General features: G+C 47.6%; 18 protein-coding genes. 16 read left to right on the top strand and 2 right to left on the bottom strand.

Annotated features, from left to right (window positions below):
- Positions 1-135 precede the first annotated feature (135 nt).
- Complete coding sequence (locus ACFORK_RS04770; RefSeq protein ID WP_379196207.1) at positions 136-477, bottom strand: ArsR/SmtB family transcription factor; 342 nt, start codon at positions 475-477, stop codon at positions 136-138.
- A 107-nt stretch (positions 478-584) separates the two neighbouring features.
- Between ACFORK_RS04770 and ACFORK_RS04775 the strand changes: the two genes are divergently transcribed.
- The 9 genes from ACFORK_RS04775 to ACFORK_RS04815 all read left to right on the top strand — a co-directional run bounded on the left by ACFORK_RS04775 (position 585) and on the right by ACFORK_RS04815 (position 11,079).
- Entirely contained in the window at positions 585-1,961 is a 1,377-nt protein-coding gene (locus tag ACFORK_RS04775; RefSeq protein ID WP_379196209.1) for an MFS transporter, read from the top strand.
- A gap of 825 nt (positions 1,962-2,786) precedes the next feature.
- Positions 2,787-3,563 carry an ABC transporter ATP-binding protein gene (locus ACFORK_RS04780; protein WP_379196211.1) on the top strand — a complete coding sequence of 259 codons (777 nt, stop codon included), beginning with the start codon at positions 2,787-2,789 and terminating at the stop codon, positions 3,561-3,563.
- Positions 3,564-3,845: 282 nt separating this feature from the next.
- On the top strand, positions 3,846-4,649 hold the full coding sequence (locus ACFORK_RS04785; RefSeq protein WP_379196213.1) for an ABC transporter permease: 804 nt from the start codon (positions 3,846-3,848) through the stop codon (positions 4,647-4,649).
- A gap of 12 nt (positions 4,650-4,661) precedes the next feature.
- Complete coding sequence (locus tag ACFORK_RS04790; RefSeq protein WP_379196215.1) at positions 4,662-5,546, top strand: ABC transporter permease; 885 nt, start codon at positions 4,662-4,664, stop codon at positions 5,544-5,546.
- A 23-nt stretch (positions 5,547-5,569) separates the two neighbouring features.
- Positions 5,570-7,177, top strand: a complete 1,608-nt coding sequence (locus ACFORK_RS04795; RefSeq protein WP_379196217.1) for an FAD-dependent oxidoreductase — start codon at positions 5,570-5,572, stop codon at positions 7,175-7,177.
- Complete coding sequence (locus ACFORK_RS04800) at positions 7,174-7,506, top strand: 4Fe-4S binding protein (RefSeq protein ID WP_379196219.1); 333 nt, start codon at positions 7,174-7,176, stop codon at positions 7,504-7,506. Before ACFORK_RS04795 ends, ACFORK_RS04800 begins: the two co-directional genes overlap by 4 nt.
- 438 nt (positions 7,507-7,944) lie before the next feature.
- Positions 7,945-9,012 carry an ABC transporter substrate-binding protein gene (locus ACFORK_RS04805; protein ID WP_379196221.1) on the top strand — a complete coding sequence of 356 codons (1,068 nt, stop codon included), beginning with the start codon at positions 7,945-7,947 and terminating at the stop codon, positions 9,010-9,012.
- Positions 9,013-9,124: 112 nt separating this feature from the next.
- The gene (locus ACFORK_RS04810) at positions 9,125-10,738 is read left to right on the top strand and encodes an FAD-binding protein (RefSeq protein ID WP_379197100.1); all 1,614 of its coding nucleotides are present in this window, start codon (positions 9,125-9,127) and stop codon (positions 10,736-10,738) included.
- Positions 10,735-11,079 carry a 4Fe-4S binding protein gene (locus ACFORK_RS04815; RefSeq protein WP_379196223.1) on the top strand — a complete coding sequence of 115 codons (345 nt, stop codon included), beginning with the start codon at positions 10,735-10,737 and terminating at the stop codon, positions 11,077-11,079. The genes ACFORK_RS04810 and ACFORK_RS04815 overlap by 4 nt, the downstream gene beginning before the upstream one ends.
- A 179-nt stretch (positions 11,080-11,258) precedes the next feature.
- Here the strand turns inward: ACFORK_RS04815 and ACFORK_RS04820 are convergent, their stop codons facing one another.
- Entirely contained in the window at positions 11,259-11,438 is a 180-nt protein-coding gene (locus ACFORK_RS04820; protein WP_379196225.1) for a TetR-like C-terminal domain-containing protein, read from the bottom strand.
- A 10-nt stretch (positions 11,439-11,448) separates the two neighbouring features.
- On the opposite strand from ACFORK_RS04820, the gene ACFORK_RS04825 reads away from it, so the two are divergent.
- The 7 genes from ACFORK_RS04825 to ACFORK_RS04855 all read left to right on the top strand — a co-directional run bounded on the left by ACFORK_RS04825 (position 11,449) and on the right by ACFORK_RS04855 (position 17,745).
- Positions 11,449-12,378 carry an NADP-dependent oxidoreductase gene (locus ACFORK_RS04825; RefSeq protein WP_379196227.1) on the top strand — a complete coding sequence of 310 codons (930 nt, stop codon included), beginning with the start codon at positions 11,449-11,451 and terminating at the stop codon, positions 12,376-12,378.
- Positions 12,379-12,529: 151 nt separating this feature from the next.
- Entirely contained in the window at positions 12,530-13,687 is a 1,158-nt protein-coding gene (locus ACFORK_RS04830) for a YhgE/Pip domain-containing protein (protein WP_379196229.1), read from the top strand.
- 69 nt (positions 13,688-13,756) lie between these two features.
- Positions 13,757-14,299, top strand: coding sequence for a PadR family transcriptional regulator (locus ACFORK_RS04835; RefSeq protein WP_379196231.1), 543 nt, complete (start codon positions 13,757-13,759; stop codon positions 14,297-14,299).
- Between the two features lie 565 nt (positions 14,300-14,864).
- Positions 14,865-15,392, top strand: coding sequence for a WGR domain-containing protein (locus ACFORK_RS04840; RefSeq protein WP_379196233.1), 528 nt, complete (start codon positions 14,865-14,867; stop codon positions 15,390-15,392).
- Between the two features lie 339 nt (positions 15,393-15,731).
- Positions 15,732-15,869, top strand: a complete 138-nt coding sequence (locus ACFORK_RS04845; protein WP_379196235.1) for a hypothetical protein — start codon at positions 15,732-15,734, stop codon at positions 15,867-15,869.
- Positions 15,870-16,847: 978 nt separating this feature from the next.
- Positions 16,848-17,261 carry a cytidine deaminase gene (locus tag ACFORK_RS04850; protein WP_379196237.1) on the top strand — a complete coding sequence of 138 codons (414 nt, stop codon included), beginning with the start codon at positions 16,848-16,850 and terminating at the stop codon, positions 17,259-17,261.
- Positions 17,262-17,265: 4 nt separating this feature from the next.
- On the top strand, positions 17,266-17,745 hold the full coding sequence (locus ACFORK_RS04855; RefSeq protein ID WP_379196239.1) for a hypothetical protein: 480 nt from the start codon (positions 17,266-17,268) through the stop codon (positions 17,743-17,745).
- The last annotated feature ends 201 nt before the right edge of the window (positions 17,746-17,946 follow it).

A 17,946-nucleotide genomic window follows, 5' to 3' on the forward strand; every position in this document is an offset into this window, starting at 1 on the left:
GGTATATCTTCCTGCCGATCAATTGCAATCCAAAAACAGCATGTCGATGAGGTTATCGGCACGCTGTTTTTTATACTTATTGGTTTACTAGTAAAGAATGATCTTATGACTGATATTATTGGTGGAATAGGGTGATCAGTTGTTCAGGTTCAACAGCTTGCTTTTCTCTTCGGAATTTTCGAAAGCCTCGAGAATGGAAGATAGCAGACCAGGAAAACGGAGATTCAAGTCTTCTGCCCGCAAGGCCACGAGCCTCTGTGTTCCATGAGGACGCACATGTACAATACCTGATTCCCGAAGAGTCTTGATATGATGAGACGCTGTGGATTTGACCACAGGAACGTTAATTTCACCGCAGGTGCGTTCACCGACTTGATACAGTTCAGAGACAATTAATAGACGGATAGGATCGCTTAATGCATTAAGTACCGTGGATAAATGAATATCCGCCCGGTCGGGATGAAATAAGAGCTTCACGGGAGGACCTCCTTTTTTTACTGATGATTGCATTATAACACAAACCGTGTTATATTATTTTCAAATTTCGATAATAATCGAACAATAGAAATTGGATGGTGGAGAAAATGAATAAACAACCAGTCCCTGCCGCATCTGGCGGACAGGAATCGACTGTGATAAATGAACGGGCAGTAGGCATTTTGCTAGGTGTAGCGATCGTGCTGGTCATCATGAATACCATGATGTTCAATCTGGCTCTGCCCGATGTTGCTGAAGCTTTTCATTTGACACCTGCGTTAACTTCGTGGATTGTCACAGGCTATTCGATCGTTTTTGCTGTCTCGTCTATCACGTACAGCCGTCTTGCCGATTTTGTACCGATCCGCAGGTTGTTCATAATAGGTATCCTGTCGCTCAGTCTTGCAGCGATAGTAGGGCTGTTCAGTAACAGCTTTATAATGCTTCTAATTGTGAGGCTCGTTCAAGCCACTGGTGCAAGTTCAATTCTTGCATTGACGATGGTTCTGAACTCCCGCTATATTCCGGTTGAACGCCGGGGCAAGGCGATGAGTATAACCATGTCTTCTGTCTCGATGGGTCTTGGACTGGGTCCGGTTGCTGGCGGAGCTATTGTTGAGTATTTAGGCTGGCATATGTTGTTTGTAGTTACTGCAGTTACGGTGCTGCTGGTACCGCTGTTCGTCATTTTTATTCCAAAAGAGTCTGTGCAGAAGGGGTCTTTTGATTTCCTGGGCGCATTGTTCATTAGCGCGGGCACGACAGGCCTGCTAATCGCTTTAACGAATCATTCCTGGATTGGTCTGGTCGTAGGTCTTGTAGCGCTTGTATTGTTCGCTGTCCGGATTCGTTCGGCTAAGGAACCGTTTGTCCTGCCATCCTTGTTCCAGAACCGCCGCTATCTGATCCTGGCTGCAGTTGGTATCGCTGCTTATCTTTGCAGCTTCGCGACCTTGTTCCTGATGCCGCAGATTCTGGTGAAACAGTACAGTCTAAGCGCCATCCAGGCAGGTATGGTGATTTTCCCGGGCTCGTTCCTGGCGATGGTTGTCTCCCAGCGGGTCGGCCGGTTTATTGATTCTCGCGGCAACAGCCCGATTCTGCGGATTATCCCGTTGTTCTTCCTGGCAGCCGTTGTCTTGTTTGCATTATTTGAGGGAAGCTCGTATGTAGCTATCATCTTTATTTACATGCTGATGAGCACCTGCTTCACAATTCTGTCGAGTAGTGTATCCAACGAAATCTCCCGTATTCTGCTGCCGGCCGAGATGGGCTCCGGGATGGGGCTGTACCAATTGCTGCAGTTCTGCAGCGGAGCCATGGGGGTTGCTGCTTCTGCCAGTGCACTGGCGATGCAAAAGAGTCTGCCAATGGGCATGGCCTATAGCAATATTTACTGGGGCCTGTCCATCATCGTCATCGTATCCATCGGCTGTGCGGTGCTCTACCTGAGATCGGCCATGCAACGCCAGCCGCAGGTATAATCCGAATTTTCCCAGCTGAAGTACAAAGGTAAAGGTAAAAAGTCCAAGAATCCTGTGTTTATAAGGCGTCTTGGACTTTTACTTTATTCAGAACAGATTCCGAAGGAGTTCTATAGCAGTGAAGCTCAGCAATGTCTTCGAGAGATAGGATTTAAGCAAATCCGCATAAAGAATCGTTGACAACCCATTAAATAGATGCTATTTTAAAAACACAAATTCCAATATATTTACTTTGAATTAATTGAATAACCGACTGTTCAGAACAGAGGTGTTGCGCTTAAGAGAAGCGTGATACCTCTGTTTTTTTAGCTCAATGTCTTAGTGATCGCTAGCCAGAACGATCTGGCCAAACAGGCTCGATAAAACAGCGTCAGCAGAACACGATCATCAAAACAAGCTTAATAAAACAGTGTCGTGAAAACAAGCTCATCAAAACAGCATCGTAAAACACTTAGTAAAAACAAATTTGTTAAAACAGCGGTATCCAAACAATGCGATAAAATCAGTGTATCAGAACAATATTTTCATAATAGCCAGTTCAGCAGCTAACATGTGGTACTACACATCGCGTGAGAGCTAACGGACCGTATAGGCGTTATTTTCAAATGAGGCTGGTCTGGCACATGTAGCGGACTCAAATGACGCTATTTCATCCCAAACAGCCCATTTTGAGCAAGAATCTTGTCATTAAGGTCTCTGGAGTCCTTTATCTTCTGAAATGGTTTGATCAAAAGGCAATAAAGCCTCTGGAGTCCGTTGTTTGACAAAGCAAGCATGGTTTTGAGGTGATCCATTTTTTCACTCACAATTAAAGGGGGAGCTGGGATGGGAGAGGCTTTATTATCCATAACCAATCTGAATAAACGGTTTGAGACGGCGGGCGGGTCTGTGCAGGCCCTTCACAATGTAGATCTGAATGTCCAGCAAGGGGAATTTATTACGGTTATTGGTCCCAGTGGTTGTGGAAAAAGCACTCTACTCCGCATCATTGCCGGGCTAGACAGCGGCTATACGGGCAATGTAACTCTGGAGGGTAGCGAAATTGGCGGACCGGGGATTGATAAGGGCTTTATCTTTCAGGAGCATCGGCTGTTTCCTTGGCTGACTGTAGAGAAGAATATCGCTTCCGATTTGTCGCTAAGGAACCATGAAGTTCGGCAGAGAGTGGATGAGCTGATTGAACTGGTAAAGCTGAAGGGATTCGAGAAGTCCTATCCTCGTGAACTGTCCGGTGGGATGGCCCAGCGAGTGGCGATTGCCAGAGCGTTGCTGCGGAGTCCGAAAATTCTGTTGCTGGATGAGCCATTCGGGGCACTGGATGCCTTCACTCGGGCGCATATGCAATCGGTACTACTGGACATTTGGCGCACCAACAAAACAACGATGATCTTCGTGACTCATGATATTGACGAGGCTGTCTTCCTGGGTAACCGGGTAGTTATTCTAGAGCCGCGCCCAGGGAAAATCCGCCAGATTGTACCTATAGATCTACCGTATCCGCGTAAGAAGACGACTTCATCCTTTCAGGAGCTGCGCTTACGGGTGCTGAATCAGTTCGAGAAGGTGGATGAATTGGAACTTACAGATGGGGCGGGAATCTGAAGCAAGCTTTTATGGCAGAAATTCCTTTCCTCTGTAAACCTTATGAAAAATAGCCATGGCCATGAAAAAGCAGCGATGGGGCAATGTAGAGCGGTAATTAGCGAATTAGAGCAGTATGGAAGTAGAATTAATACAGCATTGAAGCAGCATTAAATCAAAAAATCAGCGCTGAAGTATCACTATAGGTCGACCATACACTTGGAGACTTCCTGAAGAACAACTTTCGGGAGTCTCTTTTTTTATAGCTTTAGAGGATTGGTAAAGAACAGGAGGAGAGCATTCATGAGCAACAGCACTGCAGTCGTACACACAGCAAGAGGACCAGGAAAGTTAGCAACATTGGGGTTGGCCTTGCTGCTTCCGGGAAGTGTGCTGATTCTGTGGCAGGTATTAGGACATTATGGAATCATCTCCGAATTGCTGTTTCCTACACCGTATACCATTGGCGAGTCTTTTTGGAATCTGGCTGTTTCTGGTGATCTGTGGATTAATCTGAAAATTAGTGCGGTCCGGGCACTTAGCGGGTTTGCACTTGGCGGGGGGCTTGGGCTGCTACTGGGTCTTCTGGTCGGCCTGTTCCGAAGGTCGGAGAAGCTGCTCGATCCATCACTACAGATGATTCGGATGATCCCGAGTCTTGCGGTAGTGCCACTGTTCATCCTTTGGTTCGGTATCGGCGAGGAATCTAAGGTATTGCTGATTGCCAAAAGCGCCTTTTTTCCGCTCTATATCAATACCTTCGTAGGTATCCGTGGTGTGGACAACAAGCTGTTTGAGGTTACCCGGGTGCTAGGTTACAGCCGGCTGAAGCAGATCTCCAGACTGGTGCTGCCCGCAGCGTTGCCAAATGTCATTCTTGGCGTACGCCTGTCGCTTGGATTGTCCTGGCTTGGACTAGTGGTGGCTGAGCTTATCGCTTCAAGCTCAGGCATCGGCTATATGATGTCGGATGCTCGCCAGTTTGCCGACACGCCGGTGGTATTCGTGGGGATTCTGGTCTTCGCAGCAGCCGGGCTGCTTAGCGATACAGTCGTTCGCTTGATCGAGCGCAGGCTGCTGAGATGGAAGGGCAACTTTCAAGGATAGGAGGAGTGTAGTATGAGCGATAGTGCAGAAATCATTATCAATCAGGCCAAAGCGGTTAGAGAGGCCCATGATTATAGCGGAACGGCACCAATCTGGTCCAAAAGGAAGACCCGAAAATCTCGAGTTGCTTGGAGACCATTGCTGTCTGATCTGGGAATTGGTGCCTTGATCCCAGTCGTGACTGTGGCTGTCTGGCAGTTCGCTGGCAGCGCCGGGTGGATCTCGGGTGAGTTCTTGCCTGCACCGTTATCCATTGCGAGAGCTTTTGGCGAACTGTTCACCAGCGGCGAACTGCTGCACCATCTGGGTGTCAGTATCGGCAGGGCGGGAATCGGTTTTCTGATCGGCGGTGTTCTGGGGCTGTTGTTCGGCATATTAACCGGATTGTTTCGCAGCGCGGAGTACGTACTGGACCCGAGTGTCCAGGTGCTGCGCCTTGTTCCGCACCTTGCGATAGCGCCGCTAATTATCCTTTGGTTCGGTTTTGGAGAAGTATCCAAGGTGGCTATTATTATGAGCGGCTCTTTCTTCCCGCTCTATATTAATACATTTGCCGGTATTCGTGGCGTGGATAACAAGCTGTTCGAGGTGGCACGTGTGCTTGGGTTTAGTCCATCTCAAAAGCTAGTAAGATTGATTTTACCAGCGGCACTTCCCAGCATTCTGCTTGGTTTGCGGCTGTCACTGGCTGTCGCTTGGATTGGTCTTGTCGTCGCTGAATTAATCGGCTCACAATCAGGGGTTGGCTTCCTTATCAATGAAGCGAAGCAGAATTCCCAGACGGAAATCATTTTTGTCGGCATTATCATATTCGCTATTGTCGGCAAGCTGATCGATTCTCTTTTTAAAGTGATTGAACGTAAATTTCTGTTCTGGCGCGATAGCTACCAAGGCTAAACAATTTGAGGAGGTATATGCACATGAGTGTAGCAGCACATAAAGGATCGTTGGATTTGACGGCAGATGTTCTGGTGATTGGTGGAGGTCCGGCGGGAACCTGGGCGGCGCTCACAGCAGCCGCTAAAGGCGTTAAAGTCGTGTTGGCTGACAAGGGGTACTGCGGATCAAGCGGAGCAACGGCTCCTTCCGGCACTGGTGTTTGGTACGTAAACCCAGACAAGAAGCTGCGTGAAGAGGCCAAAGCCAGCCGTTTTGAAATGGGTGGACGACTGGCAGAAGACCGCTGGATGAACCGGGTGCTGGATCGAACATATGAGAATATGAATCGCCTCGGTGTAGCCGGATATCCCTTCCCGCTGGATGAACAGGGGAATCAGCACCGCCGGAGTCTGCAAGGACCGGAATATATGCGCTTAATGCGCAAGCTGGTCAAGAAGGCCGGGGTCAAGATTCTGGATCACAGCCCGGTTCTGGAACTGCTGGCCGACGGTCATGGCGTTGCTGGCGCGGCTGGTGTACAGACGCAGACCGGAGAGACCTGGTCTGTCCAGGCAGGGGCAGTGGTGATTGCCACTGGCGGCTGCGCTTTTCTGAGCAAGGCGCTGGGCTGCAACGTTTTGACAGGAGACGGATACCTGTTTGCAGCTGAGGCGGGAGCGGCTCTGTCCGGAATGGAATTTTCGAATGCTTACGCGATCTGCCCTACCTTTTCCTCGGTTACCAAAACGGCATATTACAACTATGCCAGCTTCTATTATGAGGATGGCAGCGTAGTAGAAGGAGCCGGCTCCAAGAAAGGCCGGTCGGTCATAGCCCACAGCCTGCTGGCTGGGCGCCAGGTGTTCGCCAAGCTGGACGGAGCGCCGGAAGATTTACAGCCGCTTCTGCGGGTAGCGCAGACGAACTTTTTCCTGCCCTTTGACCGCCTCGGGATCAATCCCTTCAAGGACGCATTCCCGGTTACGCTACGGCTGGAAGGCACTGTGCGAGGCACAGGTGGCATCCGCATCACGGATGAGAACTGCGGCACAGGCGTTCCGGGACTCTACGCAGCAGGCGATGCGGCTACACGCGAGTTGATCTGCGGCGGCTTCACCGGTGGCGGCAGCCATAACGCCGCCTGGGCAATGTCCTCCGGTTCTTTTGCCGGGGAAGGCGCTGCTGATTATGCGCTGAGTCTGGGCAGACATGCGGCGGACCGCACAGCATCCAGTCTTTCGTCCTCACCGCTAGTGGACCGGCAGGTGAAGCCGGGAACCGCGGCGCGGACAGCAGAGCTTGTCTCCGCGGTGCAAGCGGAAGTAAAGCCTTATGATATCAATCTTTTCCGGACAGAGAAGGGTCTGACTTCTTCGCTGGAACGTTTGGGCGGATTGTGGAAAGAACAGCGCAATACGGAGATTCAGCGCACACCTGAAGGGGTGAAAGCACGGGAGATTCAGGCGATGACGGCGACAGCACGCTGGATGTATAGCTCCGCGCTTGCGCGTACGGAGTCGCGTGGTATGCACAAGCGGGAGGATTATCTAAAAATCGATGAGCAGCAGCATCATCGTCTCATCAGTGGTGGCCTGGATGACGTATGGGTCAAACGAGAAGAGGTAGCGAAGGAGAGTGTTCTTCTGTGATTGAAGTCCTCAGTGCAGACAGTTGTATATCTTGTAACCAATGCGTAGCGGTCTGCCCGACTAACGTATTCGAGCGTGTGGAAAATGGAATCCCCGTCATTGCCCGGCAAAGTGATTGCCAGACCTGCTTTATGTGCGAACTGTACTGCCCAGTGGATGCACTCTATGTAGATCCTGATGCCGAAGCCGTGACCGGTGTGACAGAGGCAGAATTACAAGAGCGAGGGCTGCTTGGCGGATACCGTGAAAAGGTGGGCTGGGGCAGAGGTCGGCAGCCGGTGGCGGGCCATGACTTTATGTATCAATTATCGCGAAGAGCGGGCTTTTAAAGTTCTATATGTATTAAGTGAATTTAAGATTGAAGCAGAAAATCAGGCGTTATTCTGGTGAAGTACCCGTCTTCTTAAAGTGGAAAATGGTCCAACTTCCCAACTAACAGCATTTTTGCACCTTATTTTTCTTCAATGCAGAAAAAAGAGGGAATTAAGGACATTATTGTATCTTATTTTTCGGAAAATCACGCTGAACGGGTATTCTGGAAGATTTAAGGTACAAAATTGCACTTATTCTCCAATAACCCTTAGTTGCAGACAATTTAGGGTACAAAAATGTCGTTAATTACACTCCTGAAATAACTTCTAAGCATTATTTGTTATTTTAATGTGCTCTATATAGATTTACAAAGCTGCAAGAACACCATGAAATTCGCATTGGCAATATTGCCTTCATATTCATTCCAACATCCAACATCGAGGGGAGAAACAACAATGGCAAAGGTATTCAGAGAGAATCAAGGGGGACACGGCAAGCGGCTGCGTTTGCTGCTCATCGCAAGTGCATTGATGATTATGATGGTGCTTCAGGCTTGCGGGAACAACGCAGGTTCCAGTAGCAAAGAGGCTTCTGCTCCGGCAAGTGGAGAGAAGGCCGAGGCTGCTAGCGGAGCGGCATCAATTAATGTACCTGCAACGCTGAACTTTGGCTTTATCGGCTCCAACAAGCTGAACCTTCCGGGTGGAGCCGAAGGCTGGGGCTTTTACAAGGGCATTATTCAGGAGGAGCTGAAGAAGTACGGTATCACTGAAGTGAAGCTGACTGGCTTTCCGAACGGACCGGACCAGACGGAATCCTTAATCAGCGGTCGGCTTGATTTCGGAAGTCTTGGTGACACCCCTGCCATCATTGCCTATGCTTCCGGAGCGAAGACTCGTCTGATCACCCAATCCTCGGCGAATACCATTGGCTACTTGATTGGTAAGAAGAACGGCCCAAAGACAGTCAAAGATCTTCAAGGTAAGACGATTGCCATCCAAAAAGGCTCCTTCATGCATCGTTATGTGGCCGGATTGCTAAAAGATGAAGGAGTCACAGATGTGAAGCTTGTTCACATGCTGATTCCCGACGCAACAGCAGCCTTGGCCCGCGGAGATGTGGATGCCACTACTAATAATGGCGTTCCTGCACTGAAGCTGCTTGATGAAGGTTACACTTATCTGGATGATGCTTCCAAGCATCCTACCCTCCTGGGTTCAAGTGCAACCGTAGTGTCTGAGGATTATTTGGCGAAGTTCCCTGATTTCCCGAAGGTATGGAATGAAGCGCGCGAGAAAGCGCTGGCCGATCTGAAGCAGCATGAGGATGAATATTATCAATTCCTTGCGGATATCGGTAATACAACGCCAGAACTGGTGAAGAAAGTGAGTCCGATCAGCGATATCAAGGATACCGCGTTTACGGAGGAAGGTACGAAGCTACTGGAAGGCACGAAGAACTTCCTGGTGGAAGAGAAGCTGGCGAAAAAAGATTTCAAGATCAGTGATTGGCAGCTGAAATAACACTCAATAGCACTAAAAATATCACTCAATATCACTCAATATCACTCAATATCACTCAATATCACCAAGAACAGAAGGTCCATGGGACATGGCCTATGAACAAGGAGGAAACATGGTGTCTCAGCAGGATCAACAATGGACGACAGATGTGCTGGTGCTGGGCGGCGGACCGGCGGGAGCCTGGGCTGCCTGGAAGGCTGCTTCGCAAGGAGCCAAGGTCATCCTGGCGGATAAAGGTTATCTGGGTACCAGCGGAGCGACCGCGCCTGGAGGCACCACGCTGCTCGTCATTCCCCCGGTGGCGGACTTGCGGGAGCAAGCCGTTCAGGCCAGACTCCGGGCAGGCGGATACTTGTCCGAAAATGCCTGGATTCACCGGGTACTGGATCAGGTAGAGCATAATCTGGAACTGGTGGCCGAGTGGGGATATCCGTTCCCCAAGGATGAGGAAGGCAAACCGCTCCGCACTCATCTGCACGGACCGGAATACATGCAAATCATGCGGCGGACCGTGCGCAAAGCCGGGGTCAAAATTCTGGATCAGTCGCCTGCCCTGGAACTATTGCATGATGAGCATGGTGTCGGCGGTGCACGCGGTATCAACCGCTTGACCGGTGAGAGCTGGGAGATTCGGGCTAATGCCGTCGTTATGGCTACCGGTGGCTGCGCTTTTCTCAGCAAAGGTCTGGGCTGCAACGTGCTGACCGGGGAGGGGCTGCTGATGTCTGCCGAGACGGGCGCGGAGCTATCCGGCATGGAATTCAGCCGTCAATATGCCCCCAGCTTTGCCGATGGGACCGTCACACGCGGGCGTATGCTGGCTTGGGCCACGCTGTATGATGCGGCTGGCCAGCCGCTGCATAAGGGAGATCGTACCTTTGGCAGCTTGCCGGAACTAATGAAGCAAGGTCCCGTCTACGCCTGTCTTGATCTGGCCGATACGGCAGAGAAGAGGGAGTTCCTGCGCCGGGCCCACCCGATCTTCTTCATGCCGCTGGAACGGGCCGGGATCGACCCGTTCCGGCACAAGTTTCCGCTGACCCTTCGTTACGAAGGGACGATGCGCGGTACTGGCGGCTTGCGCCTTACGGGTAGCGACTGCGCCACCACGGTCCCCGGCCTATATGCGGCCGGGGACGCCGCCTCGCGCGAGAAGGTAACCGGCGCGATCTCCGGCGGCGGGGCCTACAACGCTTCCTGGGCCATGTGCAGCGGAAGCTGGGCCGGGCAGGGCGCCGCGCAGTATGCGCTGGCCCAGCCAAGAGGCGCAGACAGCCGGCGGCTGGTCGCGGCGGGCCGCTATGGTCTGCCGGCTGGCGCCACCCACAGCAGGGCGCTGGACGCAAAGCCGCTGATTGCGGCTGTCCAGCGGGAGATCCTGCCGCTGCGGATTAACTACTTCCGCAGCGTACCGGTCGTCCAGTCCGCCTTGCAGCGACTGACGGACCTCATGCCCAGCCTGCACGGAAGAATCGCACCATCGGTGCAAGGGACCGTGCAGGCCCGGGAAGCGGCCGCCCTGCTGGTCGTCGGCCGGTGGATCTATACCGCTGCGCTGGCCCGCAAGGAGACCCGCGGTCTGCAAAGCCTGGCGGAATATCCAGCTCTGGACCCACGCCAGACCCACCGGGTGATCCTATCTGGTATCGAGCAGATTTGCACCAGCACAGAGAGCGTGCCTCACGCCCATGAGCTGAGCAGACTGCAGGAGGAGCAGGCGATATGATCGAGCTAGTCAGCAAGGACCGCTGCATCGGGTGCAGCTTGTGTGTGAAGGTCTGTCCGACCAATGTATTCGAGATGCAGGGCAAGCTACCCGTCATCGCCCGGCAGGAGGACTGCCAGACCTGCTTTATGTGCGAGGCTTATTGTCCTGCGGATGCACTATATGTGGCGCCTCAGGGTGAGCGTTCGGTCGAAGTGAATGAAGAGGAATTGGTGTCATCCGGGCTGCTAGGAAGCTGGCGGGCCGAGATCGGCTGGAGCCGGAATTCCGTGTCCACGATGGCGGAGCGGGATACGACGCCTTTTTTCGAAATCTTCACCGAGCAACACAGGGGTGGGTAAGAAAGAACGTCCGCATGCGCTTATTCCCCCTTCTTTTCTTCCCCTTCACGGAGCAGCATAGAGGTAGGTAAGAGAAGGCAAACGAACGCTCGAGTATTACTTAAAAGGATTGGAACAGATTCGGCCCGGCCGGAGGTTCCAATCCTTTTTTTGCGCTGAATAGTAGGGGACAGATATCCTTACCCGATCTCCACTTTTTGCACCTGATTTCGCTCCAGTAACATCCATATTTCATCGGCGATATCTTCCGCGGAATAGGGCATTTTGTTCATAATCCACCATTCCACAACCCCTACAGCAGCCGATGTCAGGAAGCGGATCAGAATTTCTTTGTTGGCATGTTGATTGATACGATCCATGGATATCTGGTTGAAAGCTATTATTTTTAATGAATACGGAACCCCAGATGTGCTTAGAGAAGAGGAGGTTGAAATTCCGATCATCCATGATGATGAAGTGTTGGTTGAGGTGTATACCACGTCAGTAAATCCTGTAGACTGTTACATTCGTTCAGGACAAGTGCATGATATATTTCCAGTAGACTTTCCACACATTTTGGGCGTTGATATTGCCGGTATCGTCCAGGCGACAGGGAAGAATGTAAATCACGTACAACCAGGGGACCGGGTCTTCGGGCTTGTGGATTCCGGAGGCTACGCAGCATATACAAAGGTAGATAAATCTGCTGTGGTCCGTATCTCCCCAAGTATTTCTTTTGCCGAAGCAGGAGCTTTACCGGCAGTTTCGATTACAGCTTGGCAATCGCTTTTTCACTACGGTCAGCTCCGTAAAGGAGAACGTATATTAATTCACGCCGCAGCAGGCGGTGTAGGGCACATCGCGATTCAGTTGGCTAAATGGGCAGGCGCTTATGTTATAGGAACGGCAAGCTCGTGGAATTATGATTTTGTTAGACAGCTCGGCGCGGATGAGGTCATTGATTATACAGCTGTTGATTTTACTAAAGTTGTGCATGCTGTCGATGTCGTCATTGATGGTATTGGTGGTGAGGTTGAGGATATGAGCTATAAAGTGCTCAAGGAGGGAGGCAAGCTGATCTCGCTGATTAACCGGGCTATTAAGGGAAATACTTCTCGGAATGATGTCATGGCAAAATTTGCGCTCATTCAGTCCAGTGCAAGTGATTTTGCGCAGATTGAAGAATTGGTTAGAGAGCACAAGCTGAAAGTTCATATTAACGGCGTTGTTCCACTGTCACAGGCGGGAGTGACCGAGGCGCACCTCAGAAGTGAAACCCGTCATGTCAACGGCAAGTTGGTTATTCAAGTCAGGGAATAGGTTATGTAAAAATACTCAACAGGTTTATAAAAATGCTGCGGCAGTTTTGTAGACCTGTTTTTTTTGCTCCTTGTATTCCCCATTGACACCCACCTTTGATTGTATTACTTTAATTAAAGTATATAAAATAAAGTATAAGGTGGAGTTGGGTATGAAATCATTTCTGAAGCACAAAGGTATTTTGAGTGGCGTCTTTATGATGATCTTTTATCAGATCGTGATGATCGGGATTTTTATGGGCGGGTACAGCTCGGTGCCTAAGGATCTGGACAAACTAACTGTGGCCATTGTCAACGAGGATCAGCAGGCTGGTGCAGCGTTTGTGAAGGAGATTCAAGCGCAGATGCCTTTTCACGTCGTAACGAATCTGTCACTGGAAAAGGCCAAACAAGAGCTGGAAGATCGCAGCGCCCATCTGGTGATGCATATTCCGCAGGATTTTACGCAGAAGCTGTCTGCACAGGGAGAGCAGGTCAAGCTGGATTTTTTCATTAACCAGTCCAATCCCGCTACTGTAAGTAGTACCATGCAAAACGTTGTCACCCAGATCACGAATAAGATCACCACACAATTGCAGACCCAGAGCTTCGATGGTATTCTGCAAGGCATGAAGGTGCCCGAAGCCCAGGCGCAGCAGATGGTAGCTGGTGTAATGGGCAAGGTGGATGCCAATGTCGTGATGACCAATCCACAACCGGTCGGCATGCACAATCAGATGGCTCCAATGTTCCTGACGATGTCTTCCTATGTTGGTGCGATGATCTATTCCATGATGAGTGTTGGCGCTTTGAATCAGTTGAGATCTCGTCTGGGCAAATGGAAGGCTTTCCTGTCCCTGCAAGGTGTCAATGTACTGTTGTCCTTGATTGCCCCGCTTGTCGGCGTATCATTGTACTTCGCGGTTCATGGCTATGGTGTTGAGACATTTATGAAGGTGTGGATGGTGCATTCGTTAGAAATGTTTGTCGCTATTGAGTTTACAAGCATTTGCTGTCTGCTGTTGGGCCAGGCGGGGATGATTCTGAATCTGCCGATTCTTCTGAGCCAGACGATTGCCAACGGCTCTGTAATTCCCCAGGAAATGATGAGTGGTGTGTTCAAGGCTATCAGCTATATTTCCCCGATGTTCTATACAGTACATCTGGATTACAACCTGTTGTTCGGCGGCGGCAAAACTGGAGCATATCTCGCGGGCCTGGCACTGGTAGGCCTTGGAGCGCTGTTGATTAATACGTTGATCCATCTGTTCAAGACAGTAAAACAGCCTAAAGAAGCAATTGAGCCTGCACCGCAGCCTCTTTTCATGTAAAATAACTATAGCGGGCTCTGAAGTCTCCTCGTGAGCCCCTTTTAAAAATGCATGAAGGAGAGGACACTATTGTCGCTTCAAATATTTATCCTGGGTATGCTGAGTGAGGGCGAGCATCATCCATATGACATTAAGAAGATGATCCTCAAGCCACTGGAGAACACAGTGTCCATCAACGACGGAACGCTGTATTATAACTTCGAGGTGCTGTTGAAGAAGGGGCTGATCAAGAAGCTCCAGGTGGTGCAATCTGACAATCGTCCAGAGAAGACCACCTACGGTATCACCGACAAGGGACGAATCGTGCTGGAAGAAGAAATATACGATGTTTTCAAAAAATTCAACGATATCCGGTCACTATATTCCTCGTTAATGTTCCTGGATAAGGTCGATCCCCATAAACTTGCGTATGTCATCGAGGAGGCTATTGCGAGATTGGAGAAACGGGTCAGTATGATTGAGGGATCTGATCCTGAGCTCTTGGAAGTTCCGGAAGAGAAACGGGAGGCCGTCAGCCTGATTGTGGAGCATGCGAACCAAACGTTCCTCAAGGATATCGACTGGCTCCATAAGCTGCTGGCTTCTGTTCGTAAGCGCGCCGGGGCTGAATAACAGCACAACAGATGCTATTTCAAGGGAAATAAAAAGTATTACACTCAGATGTATTTTATCAAGACAGCTCCTGATTAAGGGGCTGTTTTTTTCCATTTCTAAAGGACGGATTAGTCCTTCACTCGAATAAAGTTTCTCGAAAACATAAAGTATCTGGAAAAAAATGAAGTACAGTTCGATCACAGGGAACGTCTTGTCAGAAGAAGAGGAATTAAAGGTTAGCAGACACAATGAACTACCTGATTCGAACAAATGGTTGCCGACGGATGTGCATAAGTCTGCATTTCGTGAATTTGGCAGGTATGCAAATGGGGAGAATTTTTTATTTACAGGTACACCATTTTGGGAATGATAGGCAATTTTATTTTTAGAATAATACAAGATTCCAGAAAAAAGATAACTTAATTACGCTAACGGGCAGGTTAGTTTAACAAAGAACTAGTAACCAATGCATAAGTTTTGATATTTTGAGATAATTAAAAGGCAACAAGACATTGAAGGTAAGAAGTAAAAACCGAGGGAAATGTACATAAAAGATTAGTGATTTTCACAGGAGGAATAAACGGTGATTAAGTTAGTCAAAAAAGTTGATAATGAATTGGTGTATTGGGAAGTTTGGAAAAATGGTAGAACATTAACAGTCCACTATGGTGTTGTTGGAGATACTGGTGAATCAGAAGAAGTAAAATTAAACTTATTTGAAAAAGCAGAAAAGGTAATGGAAAAATTAGCTGAAGAGAAGCTGAATAATGGTTATGAAAATCTTGATGAGGAGGAGTTAATCGAGTTTGTTGTCCAATACCCATATGAAGAAAATCAAATGGAAGAAGCACTTGAAAAAAGGCATATGGTCGAAAATTTAATGAATGAGTGTTTAGGTTGGACTGGAAATGGTTCGAGTGATGGTGGAGACATTGGTAGTGGTAGTGTGAACGTCTTCAACTACGTTCTTGACGTCGAAAAAGCTTTAAAAACTACAATTAAGGAATTATCTAATAAAAATTTATTAGATAATGTGAAAGTAGCCTTTTTAGATGAAGATGAAGAATATGTTTCTCTTTATCCAGAAGGTGCAGAATTTGATATTATTTAATTTAACTCCCTCGAAATGATTCGGTTTCCTCACTCAGACTCATGAATTCGCAGGATTTCATCCTGTATTTAAAGTGAAGAAGAGGATGGTGAAGGAGCCGGTGGCTGGGAGATGGAGAATTGGGTATGCGCAAATAAAGGGTGAATAAGGATCGCCCATATTGTTTCATTATGTGCACGTCCCCACTTACAATGTCTACCCAGCGATGAATCTGATTAACCGCAGCGTTGAGACGCTTGGTTACCGTCTCTCGGTTTGCCATTAGAATACTACATACTCAATTTCAGTCATTTTATATATGTACTCCGACATAAGGAAGAGGAAGCTCAACAAGAAGAAATGGAAAAGTTGTTGCTAAAGACTCGTTCTGAATTGGAAAGTGGGAGATATTATCTTTTTGTCTGCCCCATGTGTGCTGACTTGGGTTTTGGGGCGATTGCAGTTTCCATAAGGCGTGAAGGAGAAAATATTATCTGAAGTGAGTTTAGTCTTGTAAAATGGAGAATCAATAAGACCATTGAACGTAGGTACTTTTATGTTTAATTGGTTAAAGTACTCAGGTGGCATTTTGTCTTCTAATATTTAAGAATAATTAATAATATGTTTAGTTGATGAGCTAACGGGGAACGATAGTTTGACAACAACAGCGGCAGTCTAAGGCTTTAATTATCAAGTCTTGTTCTGCCGCTGCTTCATTTAATGGATCAGTCTAAAACTTTATTTTCACAGAACATTAGGAGGATTTTATACCAAATAAGACAAAGTTAAGAACCAGACGTAGGATTCAAACTACAAGTAAAAAGTTCAAGCTTTATTATGGTGATGTTTGGACTCTATGTGATTCACAACGTGTAATTAACGGCATTTTTGTACCTTAATTACTATGTAATGAAGCGTTAGCAGGGATTAGAGGCAGTATTGTACCTTAAATATTCCACTATAGCACGTTTAGAGAGTTTTTTCGAAAAATAAGATGCAATAATGCCCTTAATCACCTCTTTTCTCTATATTAGAGAAATATAAGGTACAAAAATGCCCTTAATTGGGAGATGGATCTTATATCATTTGAAATCTGCCGACCAGTTAGTCATCCGATACAAGCTTTCCTCCGGAAATCTTTCAGGCAAACCCTTAGCTCCTTTTCGCTGTTTGTTACTTTCTTTTGTTCGTCTTAAAAATTAGAACACTAATTCAGTGAATAGGATCACCTAATATAAAAAGCGAAGAGATATCTTTCGGGCCATTTATGGCTTGGGGTGCCTCTTCGCTTTTAAACATGGCAGAAGATTCTTGCCTACTTCACCGAAAAGCCAATATAACACTCCTCCGAGCATTCCTGGACTTCACGTAACAATATATTCACTCAGTATGGCTATCGCCGCTCGGATACTGAATGTATAATTATGGAATGAGCTCAGTCGATATATCAATTTTTTAGTGGGAGTGAATTTATTAATGACAGTAGATCAAGAAGATCTTCAACTTATAGATGTGGCGAAGAACACAATAAAAGCTTTATATGTAGACGGAAAGCATCATGTTGGAGCAGCTGTAAGAACAAAAACAGGAAAGATTTATTCAGCAGTACATTTAGAAGCTAGTATTGGTCGTGTCTCTGTATGCGCAGAGGCAATTGCATTGGGGAAAGCTATCTCAGAAGGAGAAAGCGAATTTGATACCATCGTAGCAGTTAGGCATCCTGACCCCACTCAAGAAAATCAACAAATAGAAGTTGTGTCCCCATGTGGTATTTGTCGAGAATTAATAAGCGATTATGGCGAAGGAACAAATGTGATTTTAAGTGACAAAGAAGGATACATAAAGACCGTAATAAATGACTTGTTGCCCAATAAATACACTAGAGACTAATGGGGTGATTAAGATAATTCTTGATGAGTTTTTCCAACACTTGTCTGACGAGGATAAACTGTTATACTCCAAAATTGCTGATCAAGCTGAAAAACTTGGATACAAACCCCGAAAGGCCAAGACTCAAGCACTTAATTTTGTATTTAAAAATAATAAGACTAAGAAACATATTATGAAATTCTCGATAGAAAAAGAAATTCCAGTACTAAAAATGAAATTCTATGCTTCATTAGAATACTCTTATATTTTTCATGATAGTGTAAGGTTTGCTATTGAAGAATATAACTATAAGTACACTGGATGTTACAACGGTGGGAAGTGTTTAGACGAACTTGAAGGATATCAATACAAATATGATGATGGTCGTACCTATTTTAGATGCGGTAGCGAATTAATCAGTTTGCCGCCAGTCACACATCACGAGCTTCCAGAGATTCTTAAATTACTCAATACCCAGCATCAATATTATTTATCTAAAGGATAAGCGCTAAGTATTAAATCAACAAAGTAGTTTACACACGAAGAGGTATCCTCCGACCATTCACGGCTTGGGGATTAAAGTCTCAATATTTCAGAGAATACCGTAGACTCGTGCGATTTCGGTAGTATCCATAACATGACGTCTGTACTCAAAATCGCAAGTTCCTCCTGTATTTCATTTTGGGTTATGTACAAAAACAAGTTT

Origin of the sequence: Paenibacillus sp. GCM10012306, from assembly GCF_042649265.1 — a bacterium.
Lineage (GTDB): Bacteria > Bacillota > Bacilli > Paenibacillales > Paenibacillaceae > Paenibacillus_AQ.

Bases quoted from the DNA above. Each gene is read 5' to 3' on its own strand.
- ACFORK_RS04780 (WP_379196211.1), top strand. From the start codon at position 2,787: ATGGGAGAGGCTTTATTATCCATAACCAATCTGAATAAACGGTTTGAG.
- ACFORK_RS04795 (WP_379196217.1), top strand. From the start codon at position 5,570: ATGAGTGTAGCAGCACATAAAGGATCGTTGGATTTGACGGCAGATGTT.
- ACFORK_RS04775 (WP_379196209.1), top strand. From the start codon at position 585: ATGAATAAACAACCAGTCCCTGCCGCATCTGGCGGACAGGAATCGACT.
- ACFORK_RS04830 (WP_379196229.1), top strand. From the start codon at position 12,530: ATGAAATCATTTCTGAAGCACAAAGGTATTTTGAGTGGCGTCTTTATG.
- ACFORK_RS04805 (WP_379196221.1), top strand. From the start codon at position 7,945: ATGGCAAAGGTATTCAGAGAGAATCAAGGGGGACACGGCAAGCGGCTG.
- ACFORK_RS04850 (WP_379196237.1), top strand. From the start codon at position 16,848: ATGACAGTAGATCAAGAAGATCTTCAACTTATAGATGTGGCGAAGAAC.
- ACFORK_RS04785 (WP_379196213.1), top strand. From the start codon at position 3,846: ATGAGCAACAGCACTGCAGTCGTACACACAGCAAGAGGACCAGGAAAG.
- ACFORK_RS04790 (WP_379196215.1), top strand. From the start codon at position 4,662: ATGAGCGATAGTGCAGAAATCATTATCAATCAGGCCAAAGCGGTTAGA.
- ACFORK_RS04810 (WP_379197100.1), top strand. From the start codon at position 9,125: ATGGTGTCTCAGCAGGATCAACAATGGACGACAGATGTGCTGGTGCTG.
- ACFORK_RS04820 (WP_379196225.1), bottom strand. From the start codon at position 11,438: ATGGATCGTATCAATCAACATGCCAACAAAGAAATTCTGATCCGCTTC.
- ACFORK_RS04845 (WP_379196235.1), top strand. From the start codon at position 15,732: ATGGAAAAGTTGTTGCTAAAGACTCGTTCTGAATTGGAAAGTGGGAGA.
- ACFORK_RS04815 (WP_379196223.1), top strand. From the start codon at position 10,735: ATGATCGAGCTAGTCAGCAAGGACCGCTGCATCGGGTGCAGCTTGTGT.